The organism is Flavobacterium sp. TSSA_36 (assembly GCF_051547165.1).
Lineage (GTDB): Bacteria > Bacteroidota > Bacteroidia > Flavobacteriales > Flavobacteriaceae > Flavobacterium.
This window is the reverse complement of sequence record NZ_JBPTTP010000002.1, coordinates 568,417-592,272: the sequence shown is the minus strand read 5'-3', so window position 1 is coordinate 592,272 and position 23,856 is coordinate 568,417. Positions and strand designations below refer to the sequence as shown.

The 23,856-nt window shown below is 34.4% G+C and carries 27 protein-coding genes; 15 read left to right on the top strand and 12 right to left on the bottom strand.

Annotated features, from left to right (window positions below; translation table 11 throughout):
• Position 1: 1 nt before the first annotated feature.
• The 9 genes from ACSVH7_RS06615 to ACSVH7_RS06575 all read right to left on the bottom strand — a co-directional run bounded on the left by ACSVH7_RS06615 (position 2) and on the right by ACSVH7_RS06575 (position 10,080).
• Positions 2 to 223 carry a DUF2795 domain-containing protein gene (locus tag ACSVH7_RS06615; RefSeq protein WP_007138072.1) on the bottom strand — a complete coding sequence of 74 codons (222 nt, stop codon included), beginning with the start codon at positions 221 to 223 and terminating at the stop codon, positions 2 to 4.
• Positions 224 to 330: 107 nt separating this feature from the next.
• A complete protein-coding gene (locus tag ACSVH7_RS06610; protein WP_438065915.1) occupies positions 331 to 900 on the bottom strand; it encodes a cob(I)yrinic acid a,c-diamide adenosyltransferase in 570 nt (189 codons plus the stop codon).
• 99 nt (positions 901 to 999) lie between these two features.
• The gene (locus ACSVH7_RS06605; RefSeq protein ID WP_438065913.1) at positions 1,000 to 3,927 is read right to left on the bottom strand and encodes a M16 family metallopeptidase; all 2,928 of its coding nucleotides are present in this window, start codon (positions 3,925 to 3,927) and stop codon (positions 1,000 to 1,002) included.
• Positions 3,928 to 3,951: 24 nt separating this feature from the next.
• A complete protein-coding gene (locus tag ACSVH7_RS06600; RefSeq protein WP_438065911.1) occupies positions 3,952 to 4,638 on the bottom strand; it encodes an ABC transporter ATP-binding protein in 687 nt (228 codons plus the stop codon).
• 121 nt (positions 4,639 to 4,759) lie between these two features.
• A complete protein-coding gene (locus ACSVH7_RS06595) occupies positions 4,760 to 5,389 on the bottom strand; it encodes a carbonic anhydrase (RefSeq protein WP_438065909.1) in 630 nt (209 codons plus the stop codon).
• A gap of 163 nt (positions 5,390 to 5,552) precedes the next feature.
• Positions 5,553 to 6,329 carry an O-methyltransferase gene (locus ACSVH7_RS06590; RefSeq protein ID WP_438065907.1) on the bottom strand — a complete coding sequence of 259 codons (777 nt, stop codon included), beginning with the start codon at positions 6,327 to 6,329 and terminating at the stop codon, positions 5,553 to 5,555.
• Positions 6,330 to 6,406: 77 nt separating this feature from the next.
• Entirely contained in the window at positions 6,407 to 6,868 is a 462-nt protein-coding gene (locus ACSVH7_RS06585; protein WP_438065906.1) for an FKBP-type peptidyl-prolyl cis-trans isomerase, read from the bottom strand.
• 91 nt (positions 6,869 to 6,959) lie between these two features.
• The gene (locus tag ACSVH7_RS06580; protein ID WP_438065904.1) at positions 6,960 to 8,816 is read right to left on the bottom strand and encodes an ABC-F family ATP-binding cassette domain-containing protein; all 1,857 of its coding nucleotides are present in this window, start codon (positions 8,814 to 8,816) and stop codon (positions 6,960 to 6,962) included.
• A gap of 349 nt (positions 8,817 to 9,165) precedes the next feature.
• Positions 9,166 to 10,080 (bottom strand): T9SS C-terminal target domain-containing protein, encoded by a 915-nt coding sequence (locus tag ACSVH7_RS06575; RefSeq protein WP_438065902.1) that lies wholly within the window; start codon positions 10,078 to 10,080, stop codon positions 9,166 to 9,168.
• Positions 10,081 to 10,194: 114 nt separating this feature from the next.
• Between ACSVH7_RS06575 and ACSVH7_RS06570 the strand changes: the two genes are divergently transcribed.
• The 11 genes from ACSVH7_RS06570 (at position 10,195) to ftsY (ending at position 18,563) form a co-directional block, all read left to right on the top strand.
• The gene (locus ACSVH7_RS06570) at positions 10,195 to 11,367 is read left to right on the top strand and encodes a glycosyltransferase family 2 protein (protein ID WP_438065937.1); all 1,173 of its coding nucleotides are present in this window, start codon (positions 10,195 to 10,197) and stop codon (positions 11,365 to 11,367) included.
• Between the two features lie 73 nt (positions 11,368 to 11,440).
• Positions 11,441 to 12,754: a dihydrolipoamide acetyltransferase family protein gene (locus tag ACSVH7_RS06565; RefSeq protein ID WP_438065900.1), complete on the top strand. Its 1,314-nt coding sequence runs from the start codon at positions 11,441 to 11,443 to the stop codon at positions 12,752 to 12,754.
• A 169-nt stretch (positions 12,755 to 12,923) separates the two neighbouring features.
• Complete coding sequence (locus ACSVH7_RS06560; RefSeq protein WP_438065898.1) at positions 12,924 to 13,694, top strand: exonuclease domain-containing protein; 771 nt, start codon at positions 12,924 to 12,926, stop codon at positions 13,692 to 13,694.
• Positions 13,695 to 13,769: 75 nt separating this feature from the next.
• Positions 13,770 to 14,381, top strand: coding sequence for a fumarylacetoacetate hydrolase family protein (locus ACSVH7_RS06555; protein ID WP_438065896.1), 612 nt, complete (start codon positions 13,770 to 13,772; stop codon positions 14,379 to 14,381).
• Positions 14,381 to 14,725 (top strand): Hpt domain-containing protein, encoded by a 345-nt coding sequence (locus ACSVH7_RS06550; protein ID WP_438065894.1) that lies wholly within the window; start codon positions 14,381 to 14,383, stop codon positions 14,723 to 14,725. Before ACSVH7_RS06555 ends, ACSVH7_RS06550 begins: the two co-directional genes overlap by 1 nt.
• 15 nt (positions 14,726 to 14,740) lie before the next feature.
• Positions 14,741 to 15,412, top strand: coding sequence for a hypothetical protein (locus ACSVH7_RS06545; RefSeq protein ID WP_438065893.1), 672 nt, complete (start codon positions 14,741 to 14,743; stop codon positions 15,410 to 15,412).
• 83 nt (positions 15,413 to 15,495) lie between these two features.
• On the top strand, positions 15,496 to 16,746 hold the full coding sequence (locus ACSVH7_RS06540; protein ID WP_438065892.1) for a CinA family nicotinamide mononucleotide deamidase-related protein: 1,251 nt from the start codon (positions 15,496 to 15,498) through the stop codon (positions 16,744 to 16,746).
• Between the two features lie 74 nt (positions 16,747 to 16,820).
• Positions 16,821 to 17,057 (top strand): 50S ribosomal protein L28, encoded by a 237-nt coding sequence (rpmB, locus tag ACSVH7_RS06535; protein ID WP_024980263.1) that lies wholly within the window; start codon positions 16,821 to 16,823, stop codon positions 17,055 to 17,057.
• A gap of 28 nt (positions 17,058 to 17,085) precedes the next feature.
• Positions 17,086 to 17,268, top strand: a complete 183-nt coding sequence (gene rpmG / locus ACSVH7_RS06530; RefSeq protein ID WP_017495179.1) for a 50S ribosomal protein L33 — start codon at positions 17,086 to 17,088, stop codon at positions 17,266 to 17,268.
• Between the two features lie 67 nt (positions 17,269 to 17,335).
• Positions 17,336 to 17,488, top strand: a complete 153-nt coding sequence (locus ACSVH7_RS06525; RefSeq protein ID WP_066310049.1) for a DUF4295 domain-containing protein — start codon at positions 17,336 to 17,338, stop codon at positions 17,486 to 17,488.
• 121 nt (positions 17,489 to 17,609) lie between these two features.
• On the top strand, positions 17,610 to 18,563 hold the full coding sequence (ftsY, locus tag ACSVH7_RS06520) for a signal recognition particle-docking protein FtsY (protein ID WP_438065891.1): 954 nt from the start codon (positions 17,610 to 17,612) through the stop codon (positions 18,561 to 18,563).
• 472 nt (positions 18,564 to 19,035) lie between these two features.
• Here the strand turns inward: ftsY and ACSVH7_RS06515 are convergent, their stop codons facing one another.
• Entirely contained in the window at positions 19,036 to 19,590 is a 555-nt protein-coding gene (locus tag ACSVH7_RS06515; protein ID WP_438065889.1) for an REP-associated tyrosine transposase, read from the bottom strand.
• A 196-nt stretch (positions 19,591 to 19,786) separates the two neighbouring features.
• Between ACSVH7_RS06515 and ACSVH7_RS06510 the strand changes: the two genes are divergently transcribed.
• The 4 genes from ACSVH7_RS06510 (at position 19,787) to ACSVH7_RS06495 (ending at position 21,389) form a co-directional block, all read left to right on the top strand.
• Complete coding sequence (locus ACSVH7_RS06510) at positions 19,787 to 20,002, top strand: hypothetical protein (protein WP_438065887.1); 216 nt, start codon at positions 19,787 to 19,789, stop codon at positions 20,000 to 20,002.
• A gap of 2 nt (positions 20,003 to 20,004) precedes the next feature.
• The gene (locus ACSVH7_RS06505; RefSeq protein WP_438065886.1) at positions 20,005 to 20,295 is read left to right on the top strand and encodes a type II toxin-antitoxin system RelE/ParE family toxin; all 291 of its coding nucleotides are present in this window, start codon (positions 20,005 to 20,007) and stop codon (positions 20,293 to 20,295) included.
• 376 nt (positions 20,296 to 20,671) lie between these two features.
• Positions 20,672 to 21,112 carry a lipocalin family protein gene (locus tag ACSVH7_RS06500; RefSeq protein ID WP_438065885.1) on the top strand — a complete coding sequence of 147 codons (441 nt, stop codon included), beginning with the start codon at positions 20,672 to 20,674 and terminating at the stop codon, positions 21,110 to 21,112.
• Positions 21,093 to 21,389, top strand: coding sequence for a DUF721 domain-containing protein (locus tag ACSVH7_RS06495; protein WP_438065883.1), 297 nt, complete (start codon positions 21,093 to 21,095; stop codon positions 21,387 to 21,389). The genes ACSVH7_RS06500 and ACSVH7_RS06495 overlap by 20 nt, the downstream gene beginning before the upstream one ends.
• A gap of 189 nt (positions 21,390 to 21,578) precedes the next feature.
• Here ACSVH7_RS06495 and ACSVH7_RS06490 read toward each other — a convergent pair whose 3' ends face one another.
• Both ACSVH7_RS06490 and bshC read right to left on the bottom strand, forming a co-directional pair.
• The gene (locus ACSVH7_RS06490) at positions 21,579 to 21,998 is read right to left on the bottom strand and encodes a nucleoside-diphosphate kinase (protein WP_438065882.1); all 420 of its coding nucleotides are present in this window, start codon (positions 21,996 to 21,998) and stop codon (positions 21,579 to 21,581) included.
• Between the two features lie 90 nt (positions 21,999 to 22,088).
• Entirely contained in the window at positions 22,089 to 23,678 is a 1,590-nt protein-coding gene (gene bshC, locus ACSVH7_RS06485) for a bacillithiol biosynthesis cysteine-adding enzyme BshC (protein ID WP_438065881.1), read from the bottom strand.
• Positions 23,679 to 23,856: the final 178 nt, after the last annotated feature.

The following is a 23,856-nucleotide window of genomic DNA, read 5'->3' as shown; positions in this document are numbered from 1 at the left end:
TTTAATACTCATCCTCGTTCCAAAGATAATCTTCGTCGGTAGGATAGTCTGGCCAAATTTCTTCCATTGATTCATATATCTCGCCTTCATCTTCAATAGATTGAAGGTTTTCTACTACTTCTAATGGAGCACCTGCTCTAATAGCGTAGTCAATAAGTTCGTCTTTGTTAGCAGGCCATGGTGCATCACTTAAATAAGATGCTAATTCTAATGTCCAATACATATTTTGTCGATTTAATTTGTGCAAAAATAAATTTTTTACGGAATAAAACAAGTAAAATGTAAATTATTTTTGCGTAAAGTTAAGAACGTTTTTTTTTAGGAAAAAAATTACTTTCTCGGAATCCATTTTACTTCCTCAGCGTTTAAGTCCAAGGTCAACTTTCGTGCCAATACAAAAAGATAGTCAGAAAGTCGGTTTAAGTACTGAATTGCTATTGGAGCTACTGGCTCGTTATGACTTAAATGTACCGCTAAACGCTCTGCACGTCGACATACACAACGCGCGATATGACAATATGACACAGTGGTATGGCCGCCCGGAAGTACAAAATGCGTCATTGGAGGCAATAAAGCTTCCATAGTGTCAATTTCTATTTCAAGGAATTCAATATCTTTATCAGTAATGCCTAAGTTTTTTAGACGCAATTCACCGTTTTTTAGAACTTCTTTTTCTGGTGGAGTAGCAAGAATAGCTCCTATAGTAAATAAACGATCCTGCACTTCTATGAGTGTGTTTTTGTAATGGTTGTCCATTTCTTGATCACGAATCAAGCCAATGTAGGAGTTCAGCTCATCAACTGTACCGTAGCTTTCAATTCGAGCGTGATCTTTTGGTACTCGCGTTCCTCCAAATAGGGATGTGGTTCCTGAGTCACCAGTTTTAGTATATACTTTCATTAGGGTAAGTGTTCTAAGTTTATTTTATCAATGGTTGTTGATGGCTGTAAATATAAAAAAAGACCGCTAAAAGCAGTCTTTCTTTAGTGGATAAAAAAATTAGAATCCGAAAATTTCTTCTAAAGATATTTTCTTTATTTCTCCTAGTTTTTTCATTTCATTCATATCAATCTTACTTTCAGAAGCTACAATGGCATAACTGTAAGGTTTATTGGCGATGAAGTTATTGTGAAAAGTTTTGAGGTCATGCATAGAAATTTGTTCTACAGATGAGAATGTCTTTTTTCTAATATCGTCTTTTAATCCTAGTTGTTTTGCTGCTAGGTAATTAAAAATAATATTGTCTTGTGTAATTCTTTCAGTTTGAATGTCTTTTTTAACTTGACCTTTGGCTAAATTTAAATTTCCGTTTATTTCAGGTAAGTTGTTCAAAAGTTCATTCATTGCTGTTGTAGCCTCTTTGAATTTGTCAGCTTGACTTCCGACATAATTCAAAACAAGATAGTTGTCTTCTTTCTTTTGAGGTTCTACATAATATCCATAGGTACTATAGGCTAAGGCTTTACTTTCTCTAATAGTTTGAAAAACCACTGATCCCATACCGCCACCGAAATAGTTATTGAATACATTAATGATTGCATTTTTATTGGCATCATAGGTTTCCGTATTTCTTACCCAACGAGTTTCGGCTTGTACCATATCATAGTTGGTAAAAAACACTTGGTTTTGGGTTTGAGCCAATGGCTTGAAAACTTTGGCTGCTGGTGTTGCAATAAAAGTTGATGGAACTTCGTGTAGGGCTTTCAATTGATTTACAAAAGTAGTTAACGGAGCCGGTCCATAATAAATGATGGTTTGTTCGTAATTGTTTATGTTTTTTAAACGGCTCATTAAATCCTCAGTAGTTAAGGATTCTAATTCGGCTGTTGATAAAATAGAATTGAATTTATTTACGGGCCCATAAGTGGCATAGCTGGTTAATCCTTGTAAAATGGCATTTTTGTTTGCTTTTACATCTTTTCTAGATTTTGCAATTCTAGCCTTTAAAGCCTTTAAAGCACTTTCATCAGCTTTGGCATTTGAAATAACGGTTTCGAACAATTGCACTGCTTTTTCAAAATTCTCTTGTAATCCTTCAATGCTCACGGTGGTATATTCTTCACCTGTGTTGATGTTGAAGCTACAAGCGATTTTATAAAATGCTTTTGAAATTTGTTCGGCACTCATCGTGTCAGTGCCTAAAAATTGAATGTACTGACTGGCTAAAGCCTGCTTTAAGTCGTTCAAGGTTCCGATTTTATAACGGTATTTTAATCTAAAAATAGAATTGTCTTTATTTTGAACATACAAAACTTCCGCTTTTTCAATTTTAGATTTCTGAATGTCTTTGTTGTAATCTAGAAATACAGGACTAGAAGCATTGCTTGGAATAGCGTTGACTTGTTTTAAGAAGTCAGATTGTTTGTCCGCATTGGTTTCCACAGGAGTAATTTGTGGTTTTTCAATTTTAACCTTGTTTTTGTTTTCTCCTTTTCTTTTGAAAACGACTACATAATTGTCACCAAGATATTTGTTAGCAAAGGCTACAATATCTTCTTTTTTTAATTTTGACAAATCGTTTACATAGGCTACTTGATTCCTCCAGTCTAATTCTGACGTGAAATTGCTCATCAAATTACTAGCGCGGTCTCCGTATTTTTCCGTTTCGTAAATCTTACTTTTTTTAATGTTATTGATGATGGAAGGAATTAAATCATCGTCAAAATTTCCTTTCTTTAAATTTTCAATCTCAGCTAAGACTAATGCTTTTGCTTCTTCTAAGGTTTGACCAGTAGTGGGTGCTGCGGATAAATACAATACACTATAATCGATTAAACTATAGTTAAAAGCGCTTGCTCTGAGCATTTTTTGTTTTTTAACCAAATTCAAATCTAATAAACCGGCTTTACCATTCGTCAATACTTGACCTACTAAATTGGCTAATAAGGCATCTTTGTCTTTATTTCCGGGAAGTCTAAAGCCTATAGTTAAACTCTCAGCATCTGGTCCTACCACCTCAATGGATACCGGAGCAGTTATGGGTGCCTCAGGTTCAAAGGTGTATTTTTCAATTGCTTTGGGTTGCATGTAAGTAAAGGCTTTGTCTATTTTTGCAATTACTTCATCTGGATTAAAGTCACCAGACATGATGATTCCCATATTGTTTGGAACATAGTATTTATTGAAATATTTTCTAATTTCTAGTAAAGAGGGATTTTTTAAATGTTCAACTGTACCAATAGTAGTTTGTAAGCCATAGTTGTGTTTTTTGAACATATTCGCAAATAATGCTTCGGTAACTTTTCTTCCATCACTGTCTAATGTTCTGTTTTTTTCTTCGTAAACTGCTTCTAATTCGGTGTGAAAAATTCTTAGAATTGGATTTCTAAAACGTTCCGCCTGTACAGCTAAGTATTTGTCTAATGAGGAACTAGGGACATCATCAGTATAGACTGTTTGCTCAAAAGAAGTAAACGCATTAGTGCCTTGAGCGCCCATGGCCGACATCATTTTATCGTATTCATTAGCGATTGAATACTGGCTAGCGATTCCAGAAGTTTGATCGATTTTCTTATAGATTTCTTTTCTTTCAACACTGTCTTTTGATTGATTGAACTGCTCATACAAGGCATCAATTTTGTCTAATTCCACTTTTTCTTTGTTCCAATCCAAGGTCCCGTATTTATCAGTTCCTTTAAAAAGCATGTGTTCAAGGTAATGTGCTAACCCAGTATTGGTAGAAGGATCGGTTTTACTTCCGGCTTTAATGGCTATGTATGCCTGAATGCGGGGGTCTTTTTGAGTAGGACTTAAAATAACACTTAACCCATTTTTCAAAGTATAAAATCGGGCTTTAGTAGCGTCGTTAGAGACATATTTATAGGTATATCCATTACTTGACGCTTCTTTCCATTCAATGGCATCTTGTGCTAGAACACTCGAAATGGAGCACAAGAAGAATAAAGATACAATTGGTTTTTTGAACATAGTTATAGTTTTGGTTAGTATAGATTATTTGGTAGTATCGGTTTCTATCAATCCGTCTCGCAATCGGATGACACGGTGAGCATAAGCAGCAATATCTTCTTCGTGAGTTACTAAAATAACAGTGTTGCCTTGAGCATGAATGTCACCAAACAATTTCATGATCTCAACCGAAGTTTTACTGTCTAAGTTTCCCGTTGGCTCGTCGGCCAAAATGATGGAAGGTTTGTTGACCAAGGCTCTCGCAATGGCAACACGTTGGCGTTGTCCACCAGAGAGTTGGTTGGGTTGGTGATCCATACGGTCAGATAAATTCACTTGTGTCAAAACTTCGGTAGCACGTTGCACTCGCTCTGATTTTGAATACCCCGCATAAATCATGGGTAAGGCAACATTATCTAAAGCCGTGGTTCTGGGTAATAAATTAAAAGTTTGAAATACGAAGCCAATTTCTTTGTTTCTAATTTCGGCCAATTCATCATCTTTCATTTTGCTTACATCCTTGCTGTTCAAAATATAATTTCCCGATGTAGGCGTGTCTAAACATCCTAAAAGATTCATTAAAGTCGATTTTCCAGATCCCGATGGCCCCATCAGAGCCACATATTCACCTTTGTTAATTTCTAAATCAATTCCTTTTAAAACATATACGGTTTCGTTTCCTAGTTGAAAATCTCGCTTAATATTGGTGATTTTTATTAATGGTTCTGTCATTAGAAATATGATTAAAATGAGTGACGTTTATTTTTCTTTAAATGTAAAAGGTATTTTTGAAAGTATAAGTATTCCAAAGCAGTTTTTTGTTACAGTCACTAACGGCTATTGACTTACAAATCTACTTAGTGATTTTATAAACGGTAGTGATTTTTTGTAGAATGGTGTCAAAATCAATTTTTAAATCAATTAGTTTTCCGGTTGATAAATCAAAAACCCATCCATAAACCACCAAATTTCGCTCTAGATTGGCTTGTTGAATTTCGGCCATTTTAATGATGTTGATGCATTGCTCTTGCACGTTTAGTTCTACCAATCGTCGGTTTCTGGTTGTTTCGTCAGTGATGGACTCCAGCTCTTTGAAATGCAATCTATAGACATCTCTAATGTTTCTCAACCACGGATTTAATAGGCCTAAATCCGATTGTTGCATGGCGGCGGCGATACCACCACATCCATAATGGCCACAAACAATAATGTGCTTTACCTTTAGATGATTTACTGCATAATTAATCACCGACATGGAATTTAAATCCGTATTAGGAACTAGATTAGCAATGTTGCGATGCACAAAAACTTCGCCTGGGTGCAATCCCATGAGTTCTTCAGCGGTAACTCGGCTGTCAGAACATCCAATATATAAAAATTCAGGTTCTTGTTTTTTGGATAAATTTTCAAAAAAATGAGGATCATTATTCAAATGTTCGGTAATCCATGCTTTATTGTTTTTAAAAAGTTGTTCAATTGTCATATTCTTTTTTGTTTAAAGAGGAGTAAAAACTAATTTTTAAGTGGCTGTAATGATAAAAAAAGCCTGCTGTTCTTTTATTTAATTTGTGAAAGCGTGAATCGAAAAGAGATCACGTATTTTCTAGGTACATATTCCTAAAAATGAAATAATAGTTGTTCTTAGATTATATTCTAATGATAAAATGTTCCTTGGCTTGTTCTCTTCTAAAGAAAACCATTCCCCATTGGAATGTGTCAATGGTTACCGTTACTTTTGGATGTCTTTGGATGATTTTCCAAGCTTCTTCCATTTCGGCTGACCAATGAATGTCGTCGAAAATCCAAACGGTTTCGTTGTTTACAGTGGGTAATAAATGTTCGAAGTAATGTAATGTTGCTTCCTTAGAATGGTTTCCATCAAAGTAGATGAAATCGTAGTTCGTATCGAGTTGGTCTGAGGTGAAAAACGATTCAAATTGAGTGGGAATAATAGTTACATTTTCGAAATTACTTTTTTGCAATTGGTCTCTGGCTATTTTCGAAGTTTCTGGACAGCCTTCTAAAGTAGTGAGTTTGGCTTTTGGATTTCCTAAAGCTAGGGGAGAAGTGGCTAATCCTAAAGAAGTACCCATTTCTAACATTGATTTTGGCTGAAAATAGTGCGTAATTCTAAATAACAATTCAGCTCGTTTTGACGAAATTCCAGCTGTTTTTGCAATTCTTGAAATCTGCCTTTTGTTGGATTTGAAAACTCTTGAACCTGCACCAAAATCAGTCACAGTAATTGTGTTTTTATTCTCGTATAATGCTTTTCTGTATTTTTTTAAAAGAACATATTCAGGTTTCTTTTTTTTATCATAGAAACATTGCGTGACCAATGAAAAAACAAAGGGCGAATGCACTCCATGTTCGTTCTTGGATTGCCAGAGAAATCGTAAATAAGAATTGAATTGAAAAAACATAATTGTGCGCGCTTCAAAAAATAAAAAGCCATAATAAAAACGATATCATGGCTTTTTTTTTTAAATTATACTTCGAATTATTTATTAATTGAGATTAATTTTACATCAAAAATTAAAACGGAACCACCTGGAATAGGGCCGTAATTAAAACTTCCATACCCCAAATGAGCAGGAACAAATAATTGGCCACTTCCTCCTGTTTTAAAATAAGGAATGCCTTCTGTCCATCCTTTGATTACTTGATTCAATCCAAATGAAATTCCTTCCGCTTTGCTTTGATCAAATACATTTCCGTTAGTGAAATACCCTTTGTATGCCACGGTAACATTTGAGCTTGTTGTTGGTTTTTCTCCAGTTCCTTCTTCAGTAATACTATAGTATAAACCAGAATTTGTTCTTTGTGCGCTTAGGTTGTTTTTGGTTAAATAGTCTTTAATTTCCTTGTCATTTTGCGCAGTATAATCTACTGGTTTTTGTTGTTCATGGCTACAAGAAATAAAAAAAAGCAGGAATAAAAAGGCGGATAGTAATTGTTTCATAAAAATAAAATTTAATAAGGGCTAAAAATAATAATTTGATAAGTTATCGCGGCAATTTTAAGAAAACTTTAAAAAAGTAGGTTTCTCGAATTTATCCCTCTAATTTGGCCGAAAGTTCAAACCAGCGTTCTTCTTTGCTTTCAATTTTTTTGATGATGTTTTCTAGTTCTTTGGCTTTTTTTTCGATTTCAACGACTAGGCCATCGGCAAAAAGCTGTTCAATTTTGGCTTTGTCGATTTCTAAATCTTTGATTTCGCGTTCTATTTTTTGAAATTCTTTTTGCTCGTTAAAAGTTAGATTTCCGGTGGGATTATTTTGTTTCCAATCTTTTTTCTCGGCTTTGTTTTCTTCTTTTTGAGCGACATCAGCGCTGTCTTCATACGCTCTGAAATCAGAGTAATTTCCTGGGAAGTTTTCTATTTCGCCTTGTCCTCTAAACACAAATAAATTATCGACAATTTTATCCATAAAATAACGATCGTGCGATACGACCATCAAACATCCAGGGTAATCCAAAAGAAAACTTTCCAATACATTTAAGGTTACAATATCCAAATCGTTGGTAGGTTCATCGAGAATTAAGAAATTAGGATTTTGAATCAAAACGGTACACAAATACAAACGTTTCAATTCGCCACCGCTCAATTTTTCTACAAAATCATATTGTTTTTTAGCATCAAATAGAAAGCGTTCTAATAATTGCGAAGCTGAAATCATTCGTCCTTTACTCAACGGAATAAATTCACCGTATTCTTTGATGATGTCAATGACTCTTTGGTTGGGTTTTGGGTTGATTCCAGATTGGGTGTAATAGCCAATTTTGATGGTGTCGCCCACGATTACCTTTCCACTATCCAAAGGTAATGTTCCAGTTAGTACATTCAAAAAAGTAGATTTTCCTGTCCCGTTTTTTCCTATAATCCCGATGCGTTCTCCTCTTTGAAAATCAAAACTAAAGTTATCCAAAATCACATGATCCTTAAATTTCTTTGAGATTTTGTGCAACTCAATAATTTTGCTACCCATGCGCTCCATGTTGATTTCGAGTTCAACTTTGTTTTCGCGACGGCGACTTTGGGCTTTTTCCTTAATCACGTAAAAATCATCCTGACGCGATTTCGACTTGGTTGTACGGGCTTTTGGCTGCCTGCGCATCCATTCCAATTCTTTCACAAACAAGTTTTGAGCTTTGTCAACACTCGCGTTTTCAGAGGCAATGCGCTCTTCTTTTTTTTCTAAATAATAAGAATAGTTGCCTTTGTATTGGTATAATTTTCCGTTGTCTAATTCTATGATTTCGTTACACACCCGCTCCAAAAAGAAACGGTCGTGCGTTACCATAAACAAGGTAATATTTTCTTTAGCAAAATAACTTTCCAACCATTCAATCATTTCTAAATCCAAGTGGTTGGTGGGCTCATCTAAAATCAACAAGTCCGGACGATTGATCAAAATGATAGCCAGAGACAATCTTTTTTTCTGTCCACCCGACAAATTTTTGACTTTCAGTTTAAAGTCTTCTAACTTTAATTTGAATAAAATTTGCTTAAACTGCGTTTCAAAATCCCAAGCATTGAATTGATCCATTTGGTCAAATGCTTTTTGATAGGCTTCTTCGTCTTCAGGATTTTCCAACGCTTTTTCGTAGCGTTCAATCACTTTCAAAATTTCATTATCCGAAGCGAAAATACTTTCCTCAATCGTCAATTCGTCTTGCAAATTATGATCTTGCGATAAAAACGCCATTTTGATGTCTTTGCGAATCACCACTTGTCCCGTATCTGGCTCGTCTTCGCCATTAATAATTTTCATGATGCAGGTTTTGCCTGAACCATTTTTAGCAATAAAAGCAATTTTTTGGTCCTTATTAATCCCGAAAGAAAGGTTTTCAAAAAGAGTGCGTTCTCCAAAAGACTTAGAGATATTTTCGACAGATAGGTAATTCACAGTGCTTGTTTTTTTGCAAAAGTAAACTATTCTAAGCCATTTGCGAATTATTTATCAAAGGACTCAAGTTGTTTTTAGGAACAGCATCAAAAGGCATTTTCAGGAAACATGGGTCCCGCTGTACGCTATATCTCCTGTCTGGTTCGTTCACCAGCCAGGAGGATGCCGCTCCCATCGGGGTTAAGGAGTAACATTGGTTTTTATAAATTAGTTTGATTTGTCAGTTCGAGCGCAGTCGAGAACCATTTGTAACTCTCGACTGTACTTCGACTTCGCTCAGTATAAACTGCTCTATGTGGCATAAATAGTGTTGGACTAAATTGTAGTTGTTATTAATACTATTTTTCATTTAATCTTTCAACTCGACCACATGCCATTGTTGCGGAATCCTCAAAAAAGGTTTTCTGACGAAAGCTTCGTTGGTCAAATAAAAGCTATTGCCATCAGTCGTTGCAATTCCTTCAATTTGATGAAATCGTAGTTTTAGATTGATTCTTTTTTTGGAACCCGAAAAAAAATGATTGCCTTCAAAATCATACAAAAGATATAAAAAAGGACTTCCTCTTTTGGTATACCCACAAAGCATAATTTTTTTCTCAGTCTCCAAATAAGTTGCGCCTGTAATCAAGCCTTTGCAGTCCCAAGAAGCTTGTAGTTGTGCCACTTGATGGCCTGTTTTGTTGGGCAAAGCATAAAGGCTTGTAGTAGCCGTTTTCCATTGTTTAGTAAACAAATAAATGCTGTCATTTGTTACTACAAAAGCTTCGCAATCAAATTCTGTTTTGTTGGTTTTTTGCGGACTAAAATTGCTTTGATTGCTATACGAAAAAGTGATCGTTTCAATATGAGGTTGTTTTTGCAAAAAGGATCTTTTCTCAATTTTTAAAATGCTCAAATCTTTTCGATTCCCCGAATAATTGTTGCCAAAATCTCCTATATATAGGTAGGAACTATCTTGTGTGATTTCTTCCCAATCATGATTCACCACATTATTTAGTTTAATTTTTCTTTTGATTTTTCCTGAATCGTCCAAACCGTAAAGCGTGGTGTCATGGTCGTCATTGTGTGTCCAAAACAAACCCTCAAAAAACACTAAACCCGAAGTTTCTTTTAGGGAATCCGATAGAGGAGAAGTACTCAGGGGTTTTATTTTGGTTTTGCGATACTCACATTTTTTGTTTTTTATTGCAGTAGCATCACTACCCTTATTGGGTTGAGGGTAAACTATCGAAAAACAACAGAGTAAGTACAATAAGAATTTCATGGGCATATCTTCTAATGAATGGTAAAAATAAGGAAATACATGTATAATAATTTTTTAATAGCAAGAATGATCACTTGTGCTTTTGAGAGAATATTATCTCATTATATTTGCATCATGCAATTATCTGTTATCATTCTTAATTACAACGTTCGCTATTTCTTGGAACAATGTGTACTTAGCGTTCAAAAAGCGCTAGAAAACATTGAAGGCGAAATTATTGTTGTCGATAATGGGTCTTCTGATGATAGTTGCACCATGATGCAAACTCGCTTTCCAGAAGTCAAACTCATTCAAAATAGCGAAAATCTAGGTTTTTCAATTGGCAATAACATTGGCGTTGCCGCCGCCAAGGGAGAATATCTTTGTATTTTGAATCCAGATACAGTCGTGGCCGAAGATACTTTTTTAAAGGTATTGGCTTTCGCCGAAGCACAAAAAAATCTTGGAATTGTTGGAGTAAAATTAATTGATGGCTCAGGGAACTTTTTACCCGAAAGTAAGCGCGGTGTTCCTACGCCTTGGGTGGCTTTTACCAAAGTTATGGGTTTATATCGATGGTTTCCTAATGTTTCTATTTTTACAAAATATTATGCTCAGCATTTACATCCTGATCAAACGGGTAAAGTAGCTATTCTAGTGGGGGCTTTTATGTTTCTCCCCCGCGAATTGTACCTAGAAGTGGGTGGTTTTGATGAAAATTGCTTTATGTACTCCGATGATATCGACTTATCCTATCAAGTGTTGCAAAAAGGAAAAGATAATTTTTATTTTCACGAAACTACAGTACTGCATTACAAAGGCGAAAGCACTATAAAAGACGGTACCTATATGAAACGCTTTCAAGAAGCGATGCGTTTTTTTTATAAAAAGTATTTTAGAGCGTCCTTTTTCTTTGAAATTTTTATGGAGTTAGGGATTTTCTTGTTTTCCATTTTAAAAATGTTTCAAGGAAAACCAAAGCATAAAAAAGAATTCAGTATGTATTGTCTTTTTTCTAACGATGAAAAAATTGCGCAGGAATTGCAGTTGGCTTTGGGAAAAAAAGTGGCGTTTCATTCTTTTAAAGGAGAAAAAATGGTAAATTCGTCTTCTTTTATAAAGGAAAATGGAGCCGAAATACTTCTGGATAATAATTATATTTCTTTTCGAGAATGTATCGCTTTTTTGGAATCACGAAAGAATAGAGGATTTGTTTTTAAGATTCTTCCTAAAAGTTCTAATTTTTTAATAGGAAGTGATAATAATAACCAAAGAGGTGTGGTTTTGAAAATTCCGAATAATTTATAAAAACTGTAATTTAATTTAATTTATTTATTAATTTCGCAAGCAGAAAACAAAAAACACCGTTTAGGTTACTGATATGGCAAGATTTGAATTAAAACTTCCTAAAATGGGAGAAAGTGTTGCAGAAGCAACAATTACCAATTGGTTGAAACAAGTGGGAGATACAATTGAAACCGATGAAGCAGTCTTAGAAATAGCTACTGATAAGGTAGATAGTGAGGTGCCGAGTGAGGTTTCTGGTGTTTTGGTCGAGCAGTTGTTTCAGGTGAATGATTTAGTTCAAGTAGGGCAAACCATCGCTATTATTGAAACTGAAGGGGGTGCAGTATCAGAAGCTGTGATAGAAAATGCAACTCCTGAAGCAGTGACTGTTATCGAAAAAGCGATAGAAGTTGCGAAAGAGGTGGTACAAACTCCTGTTGATTTTTCAGATTCCGATCAGTTTTTATCTCCTTTGGTAAGAAATATTGCAAAAGAAGAAGGTGTTTCTAGTGAGGAATTGAAAACCATTTCTGGAACAGGAAAAGAAGGAAGAATTACCAAAGCTGATATTTTAGAATATATTAAAAATAGAGGCAATCAGCCTAAAATTGTTGCTACACCATCTTTAATGGTGGATACTATAGCTCCGTCTGCAGTGGTACCTGTTACAACAAAAGCAGCTCCAGTTTCTGTCAATGGAGGAGACGAAATTGTAGAAATGGACAGAATGCGTAAACTGATTTCGGGTTACATGGTAGCTTCTGTTCAAACTTCGGCTCACGTGCAATCATTCATCGAGGTGGATGTGACGAATATCGTAAAATGGAGAGATCGTGTTAAATCCGCTTTCGAAAAAAGAGAAGGTGAGAAGTTGACCTACACGCCAATATTTATGGAGGCAGTAGCCAAAGCACTGAAAGATTTTCCAGGAATGAATATCTCTGTTGATGGGGATTTTATTATCAAAAAGAAAAACATCAATTTGGGTATGGCTGCCGCTTTACCTAACGGAAATTTAATTGTTCCAGTAATCAAAAATGCCGATCAATTGAACTTAGTAGGAATGGCGAAAGCGGTAAATGATTTAGGAAATCGTGCCAAAGCAGGAAAATTAAAACCAGATGATACGCAAGGAGGTACTTACACGGTAACGAATGTGGGGACTTTTGGTTCTGTTTTTGGAACTCCAATCATCAATCAGCCACAAGTAGGTATTTTAGCCTTAGGAGCTATTAGAAAAGTACCTGCGGTCATCGAAACGCCTGAAGGAGATTTTATTGGAATCCGTCAAAAAATGTTCTTGTCACATTCTTATGATCACAGGGTTGTGGATGGAGCTTTGGGAGGAAGTTTTGTGAAAAGAGTAGCAGATTATCTAGAAGCGTTTGATGCAAACAGTGATTTTTAAGAATTATTTGATATTAAAAAACCGACATTCAATTTGAATTGTCGGTTTTTTTATGTCTTTTGTTTTTGTAATGTTTTGAGATTCATGTAATTTGTATAACTATAGTGTTTTTAAAAGTTTTTAATCTTGCTTAAAAAAGTATATTTGCAGTTATAATTATTAGGATAAAATGGAGCTGAAACTAAATAGACCAATTTGTTTTTTCGATCTTGAAACAACTGGAATTGATATTGGAAAAGATCGTATAGTAGAAATTTCAATTTTTAAAGTATTCCCAAACGGGAACAAAGAAAGCAAAACTTGGTTGGTGAACCCTACCATACCCATACCTGCAGCAACGACTGCGGTACATGGTATTACGGATGAGAAAGTAGCTAATGAGCCCACTTTTAAAGAATTGGCATCGCAAGTTTATGGTATGATTAAGGATAGTGATTTGGCAGGGTTCAATTCAGATCGTTTTGATATTCCTTTATTAGCGGAAGAACTCCTGAGAGCTGGACTCGATTTTGATATGAAAAATAGAGTTTCAGTCGATGTGCAGACTATTTTTCATAAAATGGAAGAAAGAACTTTAGCGGCTGCTTTGAAATTTTACACCGGAAATTCACTCGAAAATGCCCATTCAGCCGAAGCGGATACAATGGCGACGTATGAAATTCTAAAAGCACAATTGGATCGTTATCCGGAATTGGAAAACGATATGAAGACCTTATCTGAATTTACCACTCGAAAAAAAATAGCCGATTTTGCTGGAATGATAGCCTTTGATAAGGATAATGATGAAATTTTTACTTTTGGTAAGCATAAAGGGGTTAAAGTGGAAAAGGTGTTAGAAGCAGAACCTGGTTACTTTAGTTGGATTCAGAATGCAGACTTTCCTTTGTATACCAAAAAAGTATTGACTGCAATTAAATTAAGAAAATTAAATACAAAATAGAGTGATTAGTGAAGAGTAAGTAGTGAATAGTGTTTGTTCGCTAATTACTATTCACTAAATACTAATACTAAGGAAATGAAAATAATTTGTATTGGCAGGAATTATGCCAACCATATAGAAGAATTAAAAAACGAACGCCCGGAAGAGCCGGTAGTTTTTATGAAACCTGATTCTGCTGTTTTGCTCAAGCAACATCCGTTTGTGATTCCTGAATTTTCAGAAGATATTCATCATGAAATAGAGTTGATCGTGAAAATTAATAAAGTAGGAAAGTATATTGATGCTAAATTTGCTCATAAATATTATGACGAAATCAGTGTTGGAATCGATTTTACGGCTAGAGATTTGCAAGATAGGTTAAAACAAAAAGGGTTGCCTTGGGAAAAAGCCAAAGCCTTTGATGGTTCAGCAGTTGTGGGTGAATTTTTATCTAAAAATCAATTTAGTTCCGTAGAAAATATTACATTTGAATTAACCAATAACGGAAAAACAGTTCAAAAAGGCTGTACAAGTCATATGTTATGGGGTGTTGACGAATTGATAGCTTATGTTTCTCAGTTTTTTACATTAAAAATTGGAGATATCATTTTTACAGGAACTCCCGCAGGAGTAGCAGCAGTTCGTTCGAATGATGTGTTAGAGGGGTTTTTAGAAGGACAACAACTATTTAGAATACAAGTAAAATAATGGCATTAAAGTACAACCTTTCCAAAGTCTATGCGCTTTCTGATAATGATCAGGAATTTGTTCATCAAATTTTAACCTTATTTGTTACTGAAGTTCCAGAAGATTTAAAAAAAATCAAAGAGGGAATTAATAATAAAGACCACAAACAAGCCTATGCATTTGCGCATAAAATTAAACCTACTTTAGATTTAATTGGTTTGAATGTAGCTTTTGAGGAGATACTTCAAGTAGAAGCTTGGACAAAAGTAGAGGGAAGAAAAAAAGATATTATTGAGACTTTTAAAAGCGTAAAAAAACGCGTAAAAGAAGCTGTTAAGGAAATCAAAAAGGATTTTGATTTGTAAATTATTGAAAAACATATGAGGTTTATTTTAATTACAGCATTAGTAATCTCTAATTTTGTTTTTGGGCAGAAAATATATCGTTTTGATTATATGTTAGAATATGATTATAAGTTAGAGAATCATTCTAAAGTTAGGAAAGAATTTATTTTAACAAATTCAAAAGATAATAGTTATACTTTAACTTTAAAGAGTAGTGATAGTTTGAATTTTGAATTGTTTTTTCTTGATCAAAATGGGAATCGATCTCGATCTTCAATTTTGAAGTATGACTTTTTTAAATCTGATGCTGTTCGAATTCCTTGTAAGTATAATGAACATTTTATGAATCCCTTAGGGTATCAGGTGAGAAACTATAGTTTTACTGTAGATAAGGACACGATAATTAAAGGGGAATCTTATTATAGATATTCTATCAAAAGTGATAATTTGAAAAGAGCTCAAAATAAAAAATTATCTTCTTATCATTATATTATCAAAAAAGGAACAGAATACCATCTTCCTCTCTTAACACATATGACACCTTACGAAGAATTGAAGTTAGAAAAAAACCTCCCAAAGGGTATTCCTTATATTGTTTTCTATAAAGATCATAAAGGTTTTGTAGATAGTTCTTTTAAACTAATCAAAATTACCCCAATTAGTAAAGATGTTTATGTCCCTGATGAATGTGATTTTACGCGTAAATAAATACTTGACTTTTTTAAGTTATTGAAATAAAAAAAGTCATGCGTTTGCTAATCCACAATTGTCTTAAATAATATTTTAGTTAAATGAAAGCAGCCATAATTACTATCGGTGATGAGATACTTATTGGTCAAATTGTAGATACCAATTCAGCTTACATTGCCAAAGCTTTGGATCGAATAGGGATTGAGATTAAAGAAATGCTGTCTATTAGTGATGATAAGCAGGCTATTTTAGACACTTTTGCTTTGCTGCAAGATCAAGTCGATATCGTTTTGGTTACGGGAGGTTTAGGGCCTACTAAGGATGATATTACTAAAAAAACCATCTGTGATTATTTTGAGGATGTATTGGTTCGTGATGCGGCAGTGGAGGCTCATGTGGTGGTCTTAATCGAAAAAGCGCTGCAACGAAAAGCGTCACAAATGAATGTGGATCAGGCTTTAGTTCCCTCAAAGTGTACAATTTTGCATAATGAAGTTGGTACGGCTCCAGGAATGTGGATTAAAAAAGGACAGACTGTTTTTGTTTCGTTGCCGGGGGTGCCTTATGAAATGAAATATTTGGTGGATCATCAATTGGTACCAAAGCTAGTTAATGAGTATGAACGACCTTTTATTATTCATAAAACGGTTTTGACTTATGGTCAAGGTGAAAGTTTAGTTGCAGAACGCATAGAAGATTGGGAGAATAATCTGCCAAGTTATATAAAATTAGCCTATTTGCCTGCGCCAGGAAGGGTTAGATTACGGTTAACAGCAAGAGGTAAGAACAAGCAAGTTTTAGACACTGAATTAGAAAACCGATTAGCGACTTTGAGTAAGATAATTGGTGATATTATTGTTGGTTTTGATGAAGAAGAAACGTTAGAGTTTGTAATTGGAAAACAATTAACTCAAAAAAATAAGACTTTAGCTACTGCTGAAAGTTGTACAGGAGGAAAAATTGCACAATTAATTGCAGGTGTTCCAGGGGCGTCAAATTATTTTAAAGGAAGTATAGTGGCGTATGCTACCGAGATGAAAACGAAGTTGTTACAGGTCTCTTTGTCGACTATAGAAGCGCATAGTGTTGTTAGTGCAGAAGTAGCGAAAGTAATGGCTATAAATTGTCAAAAAATCTTCGAAACTGATTATGCCATTGCTACAACTGGTAATGCTGGACCATCAAAAGGGGATTCGGATGCTAGTGTTGGTAGTGTTTTTATTGCTTTGGCTACTCCTGAAGGCATCATAGTTGAGGGCTTTAATTTCGGTCAACCCCGAGAAAAAGTGATCGATAGAACGGTAACTAAGAGTTTGGAAATGTTGCAAAAAGAAATTTTAAAAATTGTGTAATTATTTTTTGTTTCATCCGTTTATTTTTCTTTTCTTTGCACCCTGATTTTGAATAACGATAAAAGATAAGCATAATGTCAAGAGTTTGTGACCTTACAGGTAAAAGAGCGATGGTAGGAAATAACGTTTCTCACGCTATGAATAAAACTAAGAGAAAGTTTTCTGTAAACTTAGTGAAAAAGCGTTTTTATCTTCCAGAAGAAGATAGATGGATTACTCTTAGAGTAGCAGCATCTACGATAAAAACAATTAACAAAAATGGAATTGCAGCTGTTTTGAAAAAAGCACAGTCTGAAGGATTTATAAAATAATCTTTTTCCTAAATAAATATATAGCAAGATGGCAAAGAAAGGTAATAGAATCCAAGTAATTTTAGAATGTACTGAACACAAAACTTCTGGTGTTGCGGGTACTTCAAGATACATTACAACAAAGAACAAAAAAAATACTCCAGACAGATTAGAGATTAAAAAATTTAATCCAATCTTGAAAAGAGTAACTGTTCACAAAGAAATTAAGTAATAACTAGAAGTTTTAAGAAGTTTCAAATGATTTTGAAATTTTTTAAAATACAAATAACATTTGAATCATGGCAAAGAAAACCGTAGCATCGTTACAAACCGCTTCTAAGAGATTATCAAAAGCCATTAAAATGGTAAAATCTCCAAAAACTGGTGCTTATACATTCGTAGAATCTATTATGGCTCCTGAAGCAGTTGATGAATTCTTGAAAAAGAAATAATTCACATACAATTTATATAAAAGCTACTTTCTCTCGGAAGTAGCTTTTTTATTTTTTATATTTACCCTTTCAAATAATTTAAGGAATTTTTCCTTTTATGACTTACTTAACCTAACAAAAAATGAGTTTTTTTAAACGTATATTTTCTACTGAAAAGAAAGAGACTTTAGATAAAGGTCTTGAAAAAACGAAAGTCAACTTTTTTACTAAATTAACCAAAGCCGTTGCTGGAAAGTCGAAGGTTGATGATGATGTATTGGATAATTTGGAGGAGATATTAGTTGCCTCAGATGTTGGAGTTGCTACTACTTTAAAAATTATTACTCGTATTGAAAAGCGCGTAGCTGAAGATAAATATTTAGGCGTTGAGGAGTTAAATAGAATTCTTCAAGAAGAAATTGCTGGTTTGTTATCTGAAACCAATAATGGTGAAGCAACAGAGTTTGTTGTTCCAGTGAATGCCAAACCTTATATATTGATGGTGGTAGGTGTAAATGGCGTGGGGAAAACCACCACAATTGGCAAATTGGCTTATCAATTTAAAAAATCAGGTTACAATGTAGTGCTTGGTGCAGCAGATACTTTCCGAGCGGCAGCCATCGATCAATTGCAGATTTGGGCAGACCGTGTTGGAGTACCTATTGTACGCCAGGAAATGGGAAGTGATCCCGCTTCTGTAGCTTTTGATACACTACAGTCAGCCGTGGCTCAAAATGCCGACGTAGTGATTATTGATACTGCTGGACGTTTGCATAATAAAATCAATTTGATGAACGAATTGTCTAAAGTGAAGCGTGTGATGCAAAAAGTGGTTGCTGATGCGCCTCATGATGTACTTTTGGTATTGGATGGTTCTACCGGTCAAAACGCTTTTGAGCAAGCCAAACAATTTACAGCTGCTACTGAAGTTACTTCTCTTGCGGTTACTAAATTAGACGGAACGGCCAAAGGTGGTGTTGTTATTGGTATTTCGGATCAGTTCCAGATTCCTGTAAAATATATTGGCGTAGGTGAGGGAATTGAAGATTTACAAGTATTTAATAAGTTTGAGTTTGTAGATTCTTTCTTTAAATAGTTTGGTATGAAAAATTTGAGTCCTTTATATCTTTACTTCATTAGTTTAATCTTTCTTGTGCTAGCTAATTTAATGAGAGATAAGAATCAGTTTGTTTACGGTGCTTTTTTAGGAGCAGGCGTGGTTCTTTTTTTAATTGGTATTTATAAGAAGTTTAGTGCGAAGTAAAATTTGATAAAAGCTGATTTTTTTCTTGCTTTTTTTGTACTTGTTTGTTGCTTTTCCATCTTTTTAATTTTCTTTTAGTTGCTTTCCTTTTTGTTTTAAAATGTGAAATAAGCTGTTTTTCTTTGTTTCTTTACTTGATTTAGGCGTACTTTGTAATTAGTGTAAACTTGTTATTGAGCATTGTTTTTCTAGCAATGAAAGGAAAACGACGCCCTTTTGGTTCCCGATCGCTCGGATATGGCATAAATTTCTTCGGTTGGATAGCGCGGATTTGCAATCCGTTCCCACACAGTGCATCAACAATCTAAAATAAATCCAACATTATGACCTTTAAATCATTGTCCAACCCCGCATAATTTCTAGCAGAACTAAAATAGTAATCTTCAGGTGAGCTAACTACTTTCTCTTTTACAGGATTATTGTGGATATAATTCACTTTTTGTTTTATGAACCAATTGGTTTCTATTATTTCAGCGTGATAGCCGTCTTGCCATACTTTATAACTTTGATTTCTCTTAAGATGGGCACACGCTTTTTCAAAATAAGTCAATAGCCACTCCCTTCTACTTTCAGGTTCTTCTATAATAGTTTGAATAATTTTTTTGGAGGTAAATTTTTTAAAATCACGCATGACATCAGATAAAATAAAACCATTCGTGGCTTTGCACATTAAATGGATATGACTGTGCATAATGCAATACGCGTAAATTTCAAGTCCTTTTTTCTCCTGACAATATTGCAAAGCATTAACAATATTGTACTTTTGGTTGAGTCGTGTAAATATATCAACCCAACCTACTGTTGTTATGGTTATAAAATACGCCTGATCTGTTGTTGTTGCTTTATACTTTGTTGACATTTTTTTATTTAAAAATACAATAAAAGCTACAAAATGAAAAAAAAATAACTTGTATTTCTTTGTTTTGGAGTAGATTTGCTTTGTGGTCACTGATTATGTTTGTGGCTCGTTGTGGGCACGGATTGCAAATCCGCGCTATCGGGTTAGTAAATCCAAATCAAAACAATTATCTTTGAAATACTAAAATATAGGAATTATGGACTTGCAATTAACAAAAATGGAATTGATAGAAATGCTTTTAAGCACTAGAAAAGCATCTGTTTTAAATAAAATAAAAGCAATTTTAGAAGAAGAGCAAGAACAACTTACAGAAAGCGATTATAAAATAGTAGACGTTCGCAGAGCAAATCATTTACAAGGAAAAAGTAAATCCTATTCCTGGGATGAAGTTAGAAAAAATATTTCTTCTTAACTATGGAGTATCAATTAGAAATTAAAGAAGAAGCTTCCTTAGACATTGTAGAGGCATATGATTATTATGAAGAAAATAGAGTAGGATTGGGTGAACGTTTTTTGGATACTTTAGAAACTTACTTGGAAAGGGTAAGGCAATATCCGGAACATTATCAGATAAAAAGAAGTCCTTATAGAGAAGCTTTTATAAAAGATTTTCCTTATGTTGTCATTTACGAAATTGAAGAGTATAAAATTATAGTTTATGCGGTTTTTTGCACTCATAGAAATCCGAAGAACAAACCGATTTAATAGAAATATCGTCAAGAAATAAACTTTGTTTTGCCCCGATACCGCTGCTCGAACGTCTCCAACTTCGAGCTATTTTAAACCCCCGCTCTCCGAAGTCTTCCTTATGAAAAACTGCGAAAATGTGTCTGACTTTGCAGAATTTTAAGTCCCGTTGTAATCTAGGATTGGATTAGATTAGGCAAAAATAGTTTAATGAAACCCTTCTATTTTTTGTTTCCTAATTTGTTTTCTTCGTACTTTGTGGTCTGATAAATGTGTCTGGTTTTGCTCGATTCACTAGCCCTGATGGGAACGGATCCTCGTGGTCTCGGGGTTCGGGACCACAAGATTTAGTGGACAGCAGGAAGCAGCTCCTAAAAATATAAGTTAATAAAATATGAAAAAAGTAATTGTAGTAGTTACCCTTTGTTTGTTTTTTTTAGGGTGCCAGCCTAAAGTTGAAAAGGAATCGGTGACTTTGTTGAATGGGTATTGGGAGATTGAAAAAGTGGTTTTTGAGCAAGGAAAGGATAAAGAATATTCGACCAATGATAGTTTTGATTATTTTGAAATAAAAGGAGATACTGGATTTCGAAAGAAAGTAATGCCACAATTAGACGGTACGTTTCAGGCGAATGATTTGGTAGAGACGATTCGTGTTCGAGAGAAAAATGATCAAATTTTTCTTGAATTCAAGACTGATTTTACGCAGTGGTCAGAAGAGTTGGTAAGTATTACTGCCAAAGAATTAGTATTGCGAAATGATGAACAAAGAGAATATCATTATAAAAAAACGGGTCCGATAAAAATTATTGATAATGGCAAAAAGACTGAATAATCAGAATACGGTAGGTGATGTTTTGAAGCATATTATTGAAGTTAATAAATTGCAAACCGGGCTTAATGAAATTGACGTACGTGAAGCTTGGAAAAATTTGATGGGCAACGGTGTAAATTCGTATACTAAAGATGTGGTTTTGAAGGGTAGTACGCTTTATGTAGCTTTAACTTCATCAGTTCTAAGGGAAGAATTAAGCCATGGAAAATCCAAAATTATTACCATGATTAATGAAGAATTACGTCGTGATGTGGTGAGAGATGTGGTGTTGAGATAGTGTAAAAGTGGTCAGGGTTCAGTAATTTAGTGTTCAGTTTTCTGAAGTTATAAAATACCGTTTATTGAATTATTATTTTCTCGTAATAAAAAATCCCATTTTGTTTTATGACAAAATGGGATTTTTTTATGATATACCTATTTTCAGTACATTTTACTGTCCACTAAAAACTGTTTACTGAATACTGATTTAGAATTGTTCTCTTCCTGCAAAATGGAAAGCACCTTCGATGGCAGCATTTTCGTCGCTGTCTGAACCGTGAACGGCATTCTCACCAATAGAAGTTGCGTAAGCTTTACGGATAGTTCCTTCTGCAGCTTCAGCAGGATTAGTTGCTCCAATTAAAGTTCTGAAATCTTCTACAGCATTTTCTTTTTCTAAGATAGCAGCCACGATTGGACCACGAGACATAAATTCTACCAATTCTCCATAAAATGGTCTTGCTGCGTGTACTGCATAAAAAGCTTGAGCATCAGCCACAGTTAATTGAGTAAGTTTCAAAGAAACGATTTTGAAACCTGCATTAGTAATCATAGCTAAAATGTTTCCGATGTGTCCGTTTGCTACAGCATCAGGTTTGATCATTGTGAATGTTCTATTCGTAGTCATTATTTGGGTTTTTTTAAATTCGGAGCAAAAATATACTTTTTTATCAATTCCGATTAGTAAAAGACGAATTTAATTAACAATCTATATGTTTTAGAATGTTATTATTGTGAAATGCGTTGCTAGTGGCTGTATTTTTTGGATCAGTTTTTGAATCAATATCTCGCCATTTTCTAAATAGAATTCTGCAAAATTAGCTTGACGTTCTTGCAAACTTTGGTTGGGGAAAAGGTCATTTTGAAGTGCCGTGATTCGGTTCAAACTATCGGCTAATTTTCGTTTTTGTGCTTTTAACAATCGTTTTTCAAGTTGTTCTAGTCCTTTGGTTTGTTTTACTTCCTGTGCTTTGACGGCACCTTCGAAAGAACGATCGGTTTTGGAAGCGAGTTCATTTAGGGCTTGAAACTGCTGTTGTAATTGCTGTTTCAAATCGCTCAAATCGATGGCAAATTCCGATAATTGTTTGGTTTTGTAGTTGATTAATTGCGCTTGTTTTTGGAATAAATCGCTCCAATTCAAGGCTAAGGCATCTGCTTTTTTGAGCTGTTTTTCAGTAGCCAAAACTACGGAGTTACGTACGATAAGCATTGGGAAAGTCACCTTTACCGCATCAAAAAATGATTTTAGCTCTAACCAATAAGCTATTTCTCCGCCACCGCCAATGTAGGCCAAATTAGGCAGAATAACTTCTTGATATAAAGGACGCATCACTACATTTGGGCTAAATTTTTCGGGATGAAGTTCCAATTCAGCGAGTAGTTCTTGTTCTGAAAAATGACGTTTAGTATTGTTTATTTTGTAACCACCATCTTCGAAAATAATACGCTCTCTCAAGTCATCTTCTATATAAAACAAATTGATTTCACGAGGATTCACTTGAACAGTGTAATTACCCATTTGATGGATAGTTTCATTCACTTTTGAAAAAGCCGTTTGCTTAAGTATCTCTTCCTTAATGAATGGAATAAATTGTCTTTTTAAATTGGCGTCATCAGCATCCAAAATGACTAATCCGTAATCGCTAAATAGAGCATTGGCCAAATATCTAGTTGCGTCTGCTAGATTGGTGTACTTCAAATAGGCTTCTTGAAATAAATTTTTTAGCGTTTCGGCATTGGTACTGCTCCCTAACTCTAGTGCAAAAATCGCTAAAAAATCTTCGAGACCTTCAGTAGATAATCGGCCTACTGGTCCAGTACTTTCTCTGTTCCAACAGAATTTTTTTCCTTTGAAAGTAAAGTAATTGATTTCTTCAAAATCATGGTCTTCGGTAGCCATCCAATAGACTGGAACAAAATTTTGTTCAGGATATTGTTGTTCTAATTCCTTAGTTAGATTGATGGTCGAAATGATTTTATATAGAAAATACAAAGGTCCGCTGAATAAATTCAGTTGATGACCTGTTGTAATGGTATAGGTATTGGAATGATTTAAAAGTTTGATGTTGTTTAAGGTTGCCGTTGAAGCATTGATTTTGGCATATTGGGCTTCTAAAGTAGCAACTAAAACAACTCTTTTATTGTCATCGAAGTTAGCTTTCTTTTCTTCTATTTGAGGGCCAAAGTTTTCAAGAGTTGGGAATCGATGGTACAAAGGCTGTACGTTTGGTTTTTGGTCTAAATAATCATTGATTAGTGAGGAAAAATACCCGGAATTTTGAAAGCTGATACAGTCGGATGGCATAATTAAAATAGATTTAGGGCTAAATTACCAAAAAAAGCGGAATTTAATAGCTTCCCTTTTTGAATAGCAATGCATTTTAACTTATTATTGTAACCCGTTGGGTGAAATTATTTTTTACCACATAGAAGAAACATAGAATTTATAGTTTTAAAAAGAAGAAGATAGACGTTTTACTATT